Below are 12,353 nucleotides of genomic sequence, written 5' to 3' on the forward strand. Positions count from 1 at the left end.
ACTTAGGTAGAGACTTGTCCGACAGCCTCAGGGGAATCATTTTGCCTCAGGGGAGTCGGAACAATGCTCGCCAACCTGGCATATAGATAGCTGGCCGTTGGTTTTTTGATCTGTTTTCGGCGAGGGTTGCTCGTGATTGTTAGTCCCTGTAATGCACCAAAATTGTCTGCCAAACGGTTACGAAACGCACTGGTGACGGGCTCCGCCCTGTTTTGCCTGTTCGGCGCGGGTCAACTGTGGGCATTCAGTCTGGATGATGTGTCGGCCAAGGCAAAAGAGCTGGCCGGGCAGAAATACGAAGCTCCGCGCAGCAATCTGCCGAACGAATTCCGCGAAATGAAGTTCGCTGACTACCAGAAGATTCGTTTCCGCAACGAAAAAGCCGAGTGGGCCGATCAGAACACCCCGTTCAAGCTGTCCTTCTATCACCAGGGTATGCATTTCGATACACCGGTGAAGATCAACGAAGTCACCGCCGACAGCGTCCAGGAAATCAAATACGACCCGACGCGCTTCGATTTCGGCGACGTCAAATTTGATCCCAAGGCCACTGAGCAGCTGGGTTATGCCGGTTTCCGCGTGCTGTTCCCGATCAACAAGGGCGACAAGCAAGACGAAATCCTGACCATGCTCGGCGCCAGCTATTTCCGCGTCGTGGGCAAGGACCAAGTGTATGGCCTGTCCGCCCGTGGCATGGCGATCGATACCGCGCTGCCGTCCGGCGAAGAATTCCCGCGTTTCACCGAGTTCTGGATCGAGCGTCCGAAGCCGGGTGACAAGCATCTGGTGATCTTCGCCCTGCTCGATTCGCCGCGCGCCACCGGCGCCTATCGCCTGATCCTGCGCCCTGGCACCGACACCGTGGTCGACGTCAAGTCCCAGATGTTCCTGCGCGACAAGGTCAGCAAGCTGGGCGTTGCCCCGTTGACCTCGATGTTCCTGTTCGGCGCGAACCAGCCGTCCAAGGTCCTCAACTACCGTCGCGAGCTGCATGATTCCAGCGGCCTGTCGATCCATGCCGGCAATGGCGAGTGGATCTGGCGCCCGCTGAACAACCCTAAACACTTGTCGGTCAGCAACTTCACCGTGGAAAACCCACGTGGTTTCGGCCTGCTGCAACGCGGTCGCAACTTCAGCCACTACGAAGACCTGGACGACAACTACGACAAGCGCCCAAGCGCCTGGATCGAGCCTGAAGGCGACTGGGGCAAGGGTTCCGTCGACCTGGTAGAGATCCCGACCGCCGACGAAACCAACGACAACATCGTTGCCTTCTGGAGCCCGGAAAAACTGCCGGAAGTCGGCCAGCCGCTGGATGTTGCCTACCGCCTGCACTGGACCCTGGACGACGCCGCGTTCCATTCGCCGGACAGCGCCTGGGTCAAGCAGACCCTGCGTTCCACCGGCGACGTGAAGCAGTCCAACCTGATCCGTCAGCCGGATGGCAGCGTCGCGTACCTGGTGGACTTCGAAGGCCCGGCCCTGAAGAAACTGCTGCCGGACGCCCCGGTGCGCAGCCAGGTGAGCGTGGGTGACAACGCCGAGCTGGTGGAAAACAGCGTGCGTTACAACGAGCACACTAAGGGCTGGCGCCTGACCCTGCGCATGAAGATCAAGGACCCAAGCAAGCCGACCGAAATGCGTGCGGCCCTGGTCCAGGACATCGTGCAGCCTGAGCCCGAGAAGGTCTCGACCCAAGTGCTCAAGGCTGACAAGGTTTTGGCCAAGCAGCACGAGAAACAAGCCAAGAAAGACGCCAAAGACAAGGAAGCCAAGCAGCCAGAAGCTGCCCCAGCCACACCGGAGCCGATCAAGACCGAGCAAGTCCTGACCGAAACCTGGAGCTATCAGTTGCCTGCCGATGAGTAATTCTCAAGTCCAGCCAGAGACTCTGTCCGAGTACCTGGCGCATCTGCCGATGACCGCAGAGCAGCGCGCCGAACTGGCGGGCTGCACATCCTTCAGCGAACTGCACGAACGTTTGTCGTCCAAGGCGTTCGATGCGCCGGTCGACGCCGCCCAGGCGTCGGTTGGCCGCCGGTTGACCCTCAGCACGGCCGAAGAGCTGGAGGACGCCGAAATGCTGGCGCTCGACGCCAGCGGCCGGGTGTGCCTCAAGGCGACGCCGCCGATTCGTCGGACCAAGGTGGTACCGGAGCCGTGGCGCACCAATATCCTGGTGCGCGGCTGGCGCCGGCTGACCGGCCGGACCAACCCGCCGAAGCCGCCGAAAGACGAGCGCGTGCTGCCGGCGGCGCGCTGGCGCACGGTTGGTTCGATCCGTCGCTACATCCTGCTGGTGTTGATGCTCGGCCAGACCATCGTGGCCGGCTGGTACATGAAAGGCATCATGCCGTACCAGGGCTGGTCGCTGGTCGACTTCGACGAGATCCGCAACCAGACCTTGCTGCAGACCGCGACCCAAGTGCTGCCATACGCCCTGCAAACCAGCATCCTGATCATGTTCGGGATCTTGTTCTGCTGGGTGTCGGCCGGTTTCTGGACCGCGTTGATGGGCTTCCTCGAGCTGCTGACCGGCCACGACAAGTACCGGATCTCCGGTAAAAGTGCCGGCCACGAGCCGATTCCGAAGAATGCGCGCACCGCGCTGGTGATGCCGATCTGCAACGAAGACGTGCCCCGCGTATTCGCTGGCCTGCGCGCGACGTTCGAGTCGGTCGCGGCGACCGGTGACCTGGACCGCTTCGACTTCTTCGTGCTCAGCGACAGTAACGACGCCGACATCTGCATCGCCGAACAGCAAGCCTGGCTCGACGTGTGCCGCGAAGCCGGTGGCTTCGGCAAGATCTTCTATCGCCGACGTCGCCGTCGCGTCAAACGCAAGAGCGGCAACCTCGACGACTTCTGCCGGCGCTGGGGCGGTGACTACAAGTACATGGTCGTTCTCGACGCCGACAGCGTGATGAGCGGCGAATGCCTGACCAGCCTGGTGCGCCTGATGGAAGCCACGCCGGATGCCGGGATTATCCAGACCGCGCCACGGGCGTCGGGCATGGACACCCTGTATGCGCGCATGCAGCAGTTCGCCACCCGCGTGTACGGCCCGCTGTTCACCGCCGGCCTGCACTTCTGGCAGCTGGGTGAATCCCACTATTGGGGTCACAACGCAATCATCCGCATGAAGCCGTTTATCGAGCACTGCGCCCTCGCGCCGTTGCCGGGTAAAGGCGCGTTCGCCGGTGCGATCCTCTCCCACGACTTCGTCGAAGCCGCGCTGATGCGCCGTGCCGGCTGGGGCGTGTGGATTGCCTACGACCTGCCGGGCAGCTACGAAGAACTGCCGCCGAACCTGCTGGACGAACTCAAGCGCGACCGTCGCTGGTGCCACGGCAACCTGATGAACTTCCGCCTGTTCCTGGTCAAGGGCATGCACCCGGTTCACCGTGCGGTGTTCCTTACCGGTGTGATGTCCTACCTGTCGGCCCCGTTGTGGTTTTTCTTCCTGGTGCTGTCGACGGCGTTGCTGGCGGTGAACACCTTGATGGAGCCGCAGTACTTCATGGCGCCGCGCCAGTTGTACCCGCTGTGGCCGCAATGGCATCCGGACAAGGCGGTGGCGCTGTTCTCCACCACCGTCGTGCTGCTGTTCCTGCCGAAGTTGCTGAGCGTCATCCTGATCTGGGCCAAGGGCGCGAAAGAGTTCGGTGGCAAGTTCAAGGTGACAATGTCGATGCTGCTGGAGATGCTGTTCTCCATGCTGCTGGCGCCGGTGCGGATGATCTTCCACACCCGCTTCGTCCTCGCCGCGTTCCTCGGCTGGGCCGCGACCTGGAATTCGCCGCAGCGTGACGACGACTCCACCCCCTGGGGTGAAGCGGTCAAGCGCCACGGTCCGCAAACCTTGCTCGGCTTCCTCTGGGCGCTGCTGGTGGTGTGGTTGAACCCGAGCTTCCTGTGGTGGCTGGTCCCGATCGTCGGTTCGTTGATGCTGTCGATCCCGGTGTCGGTGATTTCCAGCCGGGTCAAGCTGGGCCTCAAGTCCCGTGACGAGAGCCTGTTCCTGATTCCTGAGGAATACAATCCGCCGCAGGCGCTGCTGTCGACCGAGAAGTACACCCACGAAAACCGCTGGCACGCCCTCAATGACGGGTTCGTGCGTTCGGTGGTCGACCCGCAGCAGAACGCCCTGGCCTGCGCCCTGGCGACCTCGCGTCACCGTGAGGCGGAGCCGATCGAGTACCTGCGTGGCGAGCGCGTGCGCTATGCGTTGAAAGTCGGCCCGGCCGGCCTCAACAACGCCGAACGCCTGGCCCTGCTCAGTGACCCGGTGGCCCTGGCCCGCCTGCACGAGCAGGTCTGGAGCGAAGGGCATGCCGAGTGGCTGGGCGCCTGGCGTCAGTCCTTCAAGTCCGACCCGCACGCGCCATTGCTGCCGTTGCAACCGTTGTCGTCCCAGGCTCAACCGGCCTGATTCAGACGCCCCCGAGGGTTCTCCTCGGGGGCGCTTGAAGCGCTGGTCCTACAGCGTTTCCCGTCTCTTCCTTTGTGCTCTAACTCCTTGTTATTTCGAAACAAAAGTCCCTGGTTCAAGGCGTATTGCCGTGCCTGTGTCTGAGTTAGCATCGCCCCCCGAAATTTGACTCGAGCACAGGGGGATTCATGATCAAAAGGTATTGTTCGGCATTGCTGATGGGCGCTGTCGCATTGATTCACGGTGCTCTGGTGCAGGCCGGCGCGCTGGACGACGCCGTTCGGCGTGGCGTGCTGAAAGTCGGCACCACGCCCACTTACGTGCCGTTTGAGATGACCGATAAACAGGGGCGTATCGTCGGTTTTGAAGTCGACTTGCTGCACGCGATGAGCCGCGCCCTGGGGGTCGAGCTTGAGCTGGTGGCGGTGCCGTACACCGAGTTGCTGTCGGGGCTGATGGCAAGGAAATTCGATCTGATCGGCAGCGGCATGACCGTCACGCAGGAGCGCAACCTCAAGCTGAATTTCAGCGACTCGTTTATCGTGGTCGGCCAAACGGTGTTGCTGCATCCGCGCCTGGCCGGCAAGGTCGCCAGCATTGAAGACCTGGACGAGGCCGGCTACCGCATCGCCACCACCGAAGGCACTACCGCGCAGGCGGCGGCGCAGCGGTTTCTGGGGGCGGCTCGGCTCAGCAGTTTCGCCACGCCGGAGGAAGGGGTGCGCCAGGTGGTGAGCGGGGTGGCCGATGCGTTTATTCATGATGCGCCTTACAACCTGATCGCTATGACCCGGCCGGAAAACCAGGCATTGCTGGCGCTGGAGCAACCCTTCACCTACGAGCCCCTGGCGTTCGGCCTGAAAAAAGGCGATTACGACAGCCTGAACTGGATCAACCATTTCCTCAACCAAGTGGCCCAGGACGGCACCTACGATCGGCTGTACGACAAGTGGTTCAAGGACACCGACTGGATGGCCGAGGTCGACTGAAAGTCATACCTACTTACACATCAATCAATTGCCCTCGCCCGACAATGAAGTGTCTACGTCTGCGCTTTGCCGCAGTGCTGTAGGGCTATTCCGACATACCTCGACAACTATTACCGGTGAAACCTTTGTACCGGGCAGCGAGTGGGTTAGGATCGCACCCCGAAATGGTGCAGCCCTTTTTGCGCGCCGACTTCATAAGAATCGTTCAGGGGACTTGATGATGAAAAAGTATCTTTCGATGCTGCTGCTCGGCGTCACCGCGCTGGTCGCGGCCAATGTGGCTCAGGCCGGGGCCATCGATGATGCGGTCAAGCGCGGCACGCTGAAAGTCGGCATGGACCCGACCTACATGCCATTCGAAATGACCGACAAGCGTGGTGAAATCATCGGCTTCGAAGTCGACATCCTCAAGGCCATGGCCAAGTCCATGGGCGTCAAGCTGGAGCTGGTGTCCACCGGCTACGACGGCATCATCCCGGCCTTCCTCACCGGCAAGTTCGACATGATCGGCAGCGGCATGACCCTGACCCAGGAACGCAACCTGCGCCTGAACTTCAGCGAACCGTTCATCGTGGTTGGCCAGACCCTGCTGATCCGCAAGGACCTGGAAGGCACCATCAAGTCCTACAAAGACCTGAACGACGAGAAATACCGCCTGACCTCCAAGCTCGGCACCACCGGCGAGATGGTCGCCAAGAAGCTGATCTCCAAGGCCAAGTACCACGGCTACGACAACGAACAGGAAGGCGTGCTGGACGTGGTCAACGGCAAGGCCGATGCCTTTGTGTATGACGCGCCGTACAACGTCGTCGCCGAGAAGAAAGTCGGTAATGGCAAGCTGGTGTTCCTCGAAGAACCCTTCACCTTTGAACCGCTGGCCTTCGGTCTGAAGAAAGGCGATTACGACAGCATCAACTTCATCAACAACTTCCTGCACCAGATCAAGAACGACGGCACCTACGATCGCATCCATGACAAGTGGTTCAAGAGCTCCGAGTGGCTCAAGGACATGGAATAACGCCGGCTCCTATGGCTCCTGCTTTCTGTAGGAGCGAGCTTGCTCGCGAAGGCCGTCAACGATAACGCTGGCTTGCTGAATAAACGCGGTGTCTTTGAGTTTTTCGCGAGCAAGCTCGCTCCTACAAAATGCCTTGACTGAATGGCATTAGGGCAAGCCCGCCCGCCACAAAGGTGGGGGCTTACCCGACCCTTTTGGATGTTGAGTAATGAAACAGAAAAAAGCCCAATGGCCCTGGCACCTGCTGACTGTGGTCGTGCTCGTCGGCCTGGCGGGCGCCTTGTACTACGCCACGTCGCTGATGTCCTACGAATGGCGCTGGAACCGCGTACCGCAATATTTCGCCTATCAGGCCGAAACATCGCAGCGCGCGGCGGATATCTCCACCGTTGTCGAGCTGGTGCGCAAAGGCGATGTGGCCGAAGTCACCCTGCGCAACGACGCGGGCACGGAGCAAAAGCTCAGCGTGGCCGACAACAGCCTGAAAGTGGCGCGCGGCGATGACGTGGCGGAAGGCGATGTAGTGGGCGTGACCCGGCAGTGGGCGCTGGGCCCGTTGATGTGGGGCTTGTGGACCACCTTGTGGCTGTCCTTCGTGTCCGGCGTGCTGGGTTTGGCGATTGGCCTGGCGACGGGCCTGTGCCGGCTGTCCAGCAACCCGACCTTGCGCGATCTGTCGACGATCTACGTCGAACTGGTGCGCGGCACGCCGCTGTTGGTGCAGATCTTCATCTTCTATTTCTTTATCGGCACGGTGCTCAACCTGTCCCGGGAGTTTGCCGGGATCGCCGCGCTGTCGCTGTTCACCGGGGCCTATGTGGCAGAAATCGTCCGCGCTGGTGTGCAGTCGATCACCCGTGGCCAGAACGAAGCCGCGCGCTCGTTGGGCTTGAGTGCCAGCCAGTCGATGCGCCATGTGGTGCTGCCGCAGGCGTTCAAGCGCGTGCTGCCGCCCCTGGCCGGGCAATTTATCAGCCTGGTGAAAGACACTTCGCTGGTGTCGGTGATCGCGATCACCGAGTTGCTCAAGAGCGGCCGCGAAGTCATCACCACTTCGTTTTCGCCGTTTGAAATCCTGTTCTGCGTGGCAGGCCTGTACCTGTTGATCAACCTGCCGCTGTCGAAAATGGCCAGCCGGCTTGAGCGGAGGCTCGCGCAAAGTGATTGAAGTCCGCGATCTGGTAAAAGTCTTCGACACCCGTGGCCATGTGGTGCGCGCGGTGGACCACGTCACCACCCAGGTCGCCAAGGGCGAAGTGCTGGTGGTGATCGGCCCGTCCGGCTCCGGCAAGTCGACCTTCCTGCGCTGCCTCAACGGCCTGGAAGAGTTCGATTCGGGGTCGGTGAGCATCGACGGCCTGCAACTGGCCGATCCGAAAACCGACGTGAACGCCTACCGCCGCGAAGTCGGCATGGTGTTCCAGCACTTCAACCTGTTCCCCCACATGACCGTGCTGGAGAACCTGTGCCTGGCGCAGAAAGTCGTGCGCAAGCGCGGCAAAAAAGAGCGTGAAGCCAAGGCCCTGGCGTTGCTGGAAAAGGTCGGCATCGCGCAAAAGGCCAACGAGTTTCCCTCGCGTCTGTCCGGCGGCCAGCAGCAGCGGGTGGCGATAGCCCGCGCGCTGGCGATGGAGCCCAAGGTGATGCTATTCGACGAGCCCACCTCGGCCCTCGACCCGGAAATGGTCGGCGAAGTGCTCGACGTCATGAAAACCCTGGCCCTGGAAGGCATGACCATGGTCTGCGTCACCCACGAAATGGGCTTCGCCCGTGAAGTGGCGGACCGGGTGTTGTTCTTCGATCACGGCAAGCTGCTCGAAGACGCGTCCCCGGCCGAGTTCTTCGATGCGCCGAAAGACCCGCGAGCCCAGGCCTTCCTGCGCCAGGTGCTGTGAGCCTCAGAGCCTGAACTTGCCGACCAGTGTCTGCAAATCCAGGCTCAACTGGCTTAACTGAGCGCTCGCCGCCGCCGTTTCTTCACTGGCCGCGGCGGTTTGCTCGGACACATCGCGCACCTTCAACACACTGCGATTGATCTCCTCGGCCACCGCGCTTTGTTCCTCGGCGGCGGCGGCAATCTGCGGGTTCATTTCCTGGATGACCGACACCGTGCGCGCAATGGCCGCCAGGGCGTCGCCGGCGTCGCGGGTCAGGCTGACGCTGTTGTCCGTCAGGCTGCGACTGCTGTCCATGATGTCCGCCACCTGCTGGGTGCCGGTATGCAGACGCAAGATCAGTCCTTCAATTTCCTCGGCCGATTCCTGCGTGCGCAGGGCCAGGCTGCGCACTTCATCGGCGACCACCGCGAAACCTTCCCCGGCACTGCCCGCGCGCGCCGCTTCGATGGCGGCGTTCAAGGCGAGCAGGTTGGTCTGCTGGGAGACTGACTTGATCACGTCGAGCACGCTGCCGATCTGTTGGCTCTCCTGCTGCAACGCCAGCATCGCCCGGCTGGACAGGGCCATTTCACTGGCCAGGTGGCCGATCTGCTCCACCGCCTGCGCAACCACTTTGTCGCCGAGGTGGGTCTGTTGGTCGGCTTCGCTCGCCGCGATCGACGCTTGCTCGGCATGCCGGGCGACCTCCTGGGCGGTGGCGAGCATTTCATTCATGGCCGTGGCCACCTGGTCGGTTTCGTCCTTTTGGTTGTTGACCCCGGCGCGGGTTTGCTCGGTGACGGTGGATAGCTGCATAGCCGCGCTGGCGATTTGCCGGGCGCTGTCGCCGATGCCGCTGATCAGGCCACGCAGGTTGCGGATCATCTGCGCCATGCTCTGCTGCAACTGGCCCAGTTCATCGCGGCGCTCCACGGCGGGGTTTTCGCTTAAGTCGCCCGCGGCAATGCGGTTGGCGACGGCCAAGGCCTCGCGCAACGGCACGGCGATTTGCCGGGCGATCCACCAGGCCGCCAAGGCCCCCAGCAGCAGGGCGGCAAGGGTGACGCTGATCAGCAGGGTTCGGGTGTGCTGCGCTTCCCGGTCGCGTTTGAACGCCTGGCCCTGGCTGACCAGATCGCTTTGCGCCAGCAACTGATTGAGTTGTTGTTCAAAGCGGTTTTGTACAGTCTCGGTGTCGAGTTGTGCCTGCTTGAGCGTGGTCAGCAGCGCACGGTATTGCGCGAGGTCGGTTTTGAGCAGGGTGGCGTCCACGGGCAGGCTGGTGACGGCGACTTGAGCGACGTCCAGGGCGTCGAGGGCCTTGCCCACCGCTTCGGCATAGGCCTGCAACGACTCGGCGGCCCAGGCGGGGCTGCGCGCGCGATCTTCGGCCTGTTCCATGGCCTGGCGCAGATCTTCGATGGCGTCGAGCGCCTGCTGGTCTTGCTGGTCAGGCAGTTCGCTGGCCAGTTGCGCGAGGGTGTCGCTGGCTTGCAGGGCGGCTTTTTGCAGCGGCGGCCGGGCGTTTTCCCGCTGTTCGATCAACGGCGGCAACTCCACCAGCACCGCTTTGAAGGCGGCCACCAGGCGTTCGGCTTCCTCGAGACGCTGCAGGTCGGTCGGGTCTTTCATGTGTTTTGACAGGTAGTCGAGGTGCTGGTCGATTTTTTCGATCTGCCGCGTCATTTTGCCCAGGCTGGCCGTGTCGGTGAGCGTTCGGTACACGATGCGGTTGGCGCGCATGGCCTCCGCGTCGGCGGCCAGTTGGCCCAGCACCGTCAGGTTGCTGGAGCGGAACAGTGCGGCATTCAAGGCCTGCCAGCCTGTCATGGCGATGATGAAACTGAGGACCAGCACCTGGCCAAAACCCAGGGCGAGTTTGAGTCGGACGCTGGCGTTGACCAGCAAGCGGGTCAGCCGAGGAAACATGATGAACCTCCAAATCTGAAAAAGCGCTGCGCAACAAGGCAAACGCTAAAACGATTTGGGGTGAGGGCGGGCTGATAAGCGTGTAGGAAATTTCACAAGATGCTGAAGTGCGGCGACCCGGATGGGTCGCCGCCCAGCCCGGTCAGATGCGGAAACGTCCGACCAGGGTTTGCAGGTAGATGCCCAGGCGCGCCAGTTCGGCGCTGGAGGCGGCGGTCTCTTCACTGGCCGAGGACGTCTGTTCCGACACATCGCGCACGTTCAGCACGCTGCGGTTGATCTCTTCGGCCACGGCGCTTTGTTGCTCGGCGGCGGTGGCGATCTGCGAGTTCATCGCCTGGATCGTCGATACGGTACGGGTGATGTTCGCCAGGGCGCTGCCGGCGCGGCGCGTCAATTCGACGCTGCTGTCGGTCAGCCCACGGCTGTTGTCCATGATGGTCGCCACTTGCTGGGTGCCCGTTTGCAGGCCGACGATCAGCTCTTCGATCTCTTCCGTGGATTTTTGCGTGCGCTGGGCCAGGCTGCGCACTTCATCGGCCACCACCGCGAAGCCGCGCCCGGCTTCACCGGCACGCGCTGCTTCAATCGCGGCGTTCAGCGCCAGCAGGTTGGTTTGTTGGGCCACCGACTTGATCACGTCGAGCACGCTGCCGATCTTGTCGCTTTCGCGCTTGAGATGGCCCATGGCCTCGGTGGAGTTGCCGACTTCGGTGGCCAGGCGTTCGATCTGGGCGATGGCTTCACCGACCACCTTGTCGCCTTCGCGGGCCTGCTGGTCCGCTGCAACTGCGGCTTCGGACGCTTCCTCGGCGTTGCGCGCAACTTCCTGCACGGTCGCGGCCATTTCATTCATGGCCGTGGCGACTTGGTCGGTCTCGATTTTCTGATTGTTGACCCCGGCGCTGGTCTGCTCGGTGACCGACGACAATTGCTCGGCGGCGCTGGCGATCTGGGTGACGCCGTCGCTGATGCCGCCGATCAATTCGCGCAGGCCTACGGTCATGCTTTGCATGGCCCGTTGCAGTTGGCCCAGTTCGTCCTGGCGCGTGGACGTCAGGTCGTGGCTCAGGTCGCCGGAGGCAACGCGCTCGGCCACCTTGAGGGTCTGATTCAGCGGGATGACGATCTGACGGGTGATCGCCCAGGCGGCCACCAGGCCAAAGATCAATGCCAGCACGGTGGCCAGCAGGAGCAGGTACTTGGCCTGGGCGGCATCGGTGTCGCGCACAGCGGTCTGGGAAATCGTCAGTTTATCGCTGCGGTTCAGCAGGACATCGCCTTGCGCGCTCATGGTTTTGAGTGCGACGGCGGTGGCCACCTGGGAATCGCGGAACTGGCTGACGGCGGCGCGATAGGCTTGCAGCGAGACACTGGCCTGCTGCAGGTTGGCCTGGTATTGCTCCTGCAATGAGCCTTGCAGTTCAGTGATCTTCTTCAGCGCGTTGTCGATGGCGTCGAGCGCGGGTTGCTCAGCCTCGACCTTGCCGCTGTAGGTGTAACCGCGGACCTGGAAGCGCGCTTGCTGGATCAGCTTGCTCAGGTCGACCACGCTATTGAACTGGGTGACGCTGTCGCTTTGCAGCAGGGACTTCTCGACTTCAGTCACCTTGAGCACCGCATTGTCGGCGGTATTGCCCAGCTTGCTGCGCGCATCCTCACGGTTGGCCCCGGCTTGCGCCATATCGCTGAATGCGCGTTTGTATTGGTCCACGGCGGCCAATTGTTCATCGATCAGGGCGATGTCGGCGGGTTGTTCGATCAGCGTGCGGGCGGTCTTCATGCCGCTGTCCAGGCGGTTCAGCAGCTCGCTGACGGCCGCCGTGCCTTGTTCGCCACGGCGCATTTCATAGTCCAGGCGGGCGATACGCAGGTCTTTGGTCAAGACATTGAGGCTGGAGATATACCCCAGTTTGTCGCCGCGGCTGGCCACATCGCCCAGGCCGGTCCAGCCGGTGAAGGTGATCAACAAGGTGAGGAGCAACACCAGGCCAAAGCCTACGCCCAGTTTGTGGTTGACGCTGACATTCCCCAGCTTTTCGGCTAACCAACGATGCATGCTGCGAACTCCCGTGGAACAAGGCTTGGACTTATTCGAAGGTTATCGG

Annotated in this window: 7 protein-coding genes and 2 pseudogenes; 6 read left to right on the forward strand and 3 right to left on the reverse strand. The window is 62.1% G+C overall.

Going from position 1 to position 12,353, the window contains the following annotated elements; translation table 11 throughout:
• Nucleotides 1–189: 189 nt before the first annotated feature.
• The 6 genes and pseudogenes from PverR02_RS02015 to PverR02_RS02040 all read left to right on the forward strand — a co-directional run bounded on the left by PverR02_RS02015 (nt 190) and on the right by PverR02_RS02040 (nt 8,334).
• The gene (locus PverR02_RS02015; RefSeq protein ID WP_186352002.1) at nt 190–1,869 is read left to right on the forward strand and encodes a glucan biosynthesis protein G; all 1,680 of its coding nucleotides are present in this window, start codon (nt 190–192) and stop codon (nt 1,867–1,869) included.
• A pseudogene (gene mdoH / locus PverR02_RS02020) lies at nt 1,862–4,470 on the forward strand (glucans biosynthesis glucosyltransferase MdoH). The gene PverR02_RS02015 and the pseudogene mdoH overlap by 8 nt, the downstream one beginning before the upstream one ends.
• A 150-nt stretch (nt 4,471–4,620) precedes the next feature.
• On the forward strand, nt 4,621–5,421 hold the full coding sequence (locus PverR02_RS02025; protein ID WP_046384983.1) for a transporter substrate-binding domain-containing protein: 801 nt from the start codon (nt 4,621–4,623) through the stop codon (nt 5,419–5,421).
• Nucleotides 5,422–5,641: 220 nt separating this feature from the next.
• Nucleotides 5,642–6,439 carry a transporter substrate-binding domain-containing protein gene (locus tag PverR02_RS02030; protein WP_046384982.1) on the forward strand — a complete coding sequence of 266 codons (798 nt, stop codon included), beginning with the start codon at nt 5,642–5,644 and terminating at the stop codon, nt 6,437–6,439.
• Nucleotides 6,440–6,647: 208 nt separating this feature from the next.
• Nucleotides 6,648–7,607 (forward strand): amino acid ABC transporter permease, encoded by a 960-nt coding sequence (locus PverR02_RS02035; protein WP_017849893.1) that lies wholly within the window; start codon nt 6,648–6,650, stop codon nt 7,605–7,607.
• On the forward strand, nt 7,600–8,334 hold the full coding sequence (locus PverR02_RS02040) for an amino acid ABC transporter ATP-binding protein (RefSeq protein ID WP_017849892.1): 735 nt from the start codon (nt 7,600–7,602) through the stop codon (nt 8,332–8,334). Before PverR02_RS02035 ends, PverR02_RS02040 begins: the two co-directional genes overlap by 8 nt.
• A 3-nt stretch (nt 8,335–8,337) precedes the next feature.
• On the opposite strand, the gene PverR02_RS02045 is transcribed toward PverR02_RS02040, so the two are convergent.
• The 3 genes and pseudogenes from PverR02_RS02045 to PverR02_RS32980 form a co-directional block, all read right to left on the reverse strand.
• Nucleotides 8,338–10,245, reverse strand: coding sequence for a methyl-accepting chemotaxis protein (locus PverR02_RS02045; protein ID WP_079442677.1), 1,908 nt, complete (start codon nt 10,243–10,245; stop codon nt 8,338–8,340).
• Between the two features lie 142 nt (nt 10,246–10,387).
• The gene (locus tag PverR02_RS32975; protein ID WP_371928175.1) at nt 10,388–11,260 is read right to left on the reverse strand and encodes a methyl-accepting chemotaxis protein; all 873 of its coding nucleotides are present in this window, start codon (nt 11,258–11,260) and stop codon (nt 10,388–10,390) included.
• Nucleotides 11,246–12,304 (reverse strand): annotated as a pseudogene (locus PverR02_RS32980) (methyl-accepting chemotaxis protein); the annotation flags it as partial. The pseudogene PverR02_RS32980 and the gene PverR02_RS32975, both read right to left, overlap by 15 nt.
• Between the last annotated feature and the right edge of the window lie 49 nt (nt 12,305–12,353).

This window comes from Pseudomonas veronii (assembly GCF_002028325.1).
In the GTDB taxonomy this organism is placed as follows: Bacteria; Pseudomonadota; Gammaproteobacteria; order Pseudomonadales; family Pseudomonadaceae; genus Aquipseudomonas; species Aquipseudomonas veronii.

Coding starts and splice junctions, on each gene's coding strand:
- PverR02_RS02025 (WP_046384983.1), top strand. CDS start 4,621: ATGATCAAAAGGTATTGTTCGGCATTGCTGATGGGCGCTGTCGCATTG.
- PverR02_RS02030 (WP_046384982.1), top strand. CDS start 5,642: ATGAAAAAGTATCTTTCGATGCTGCTGCTCGGCGTCACCGCGCTGGTC.
- PverR02_RS02035 (WP_017849893.1), top strand. CDS start 6,648: ATGAAACAGAAAAAAGCCCAATGGCCCTGGCACCTGCTGACTGTGGTC.
- PverR02_RS02045 (WP_079442677.1), bottom strand. CDS start 10,245: ATGTTTCCTCGGCTGACCCGCTTGCTGGTCAACGCCAGCGTCCGACTC.
- PverR02_RS32975 (WP_371928175.1), bottom strand. CDS start 11,260: ATGCAAAGCATGACCGTAGGCCTGCGCGAATTGATCGGCGGCATCAGC.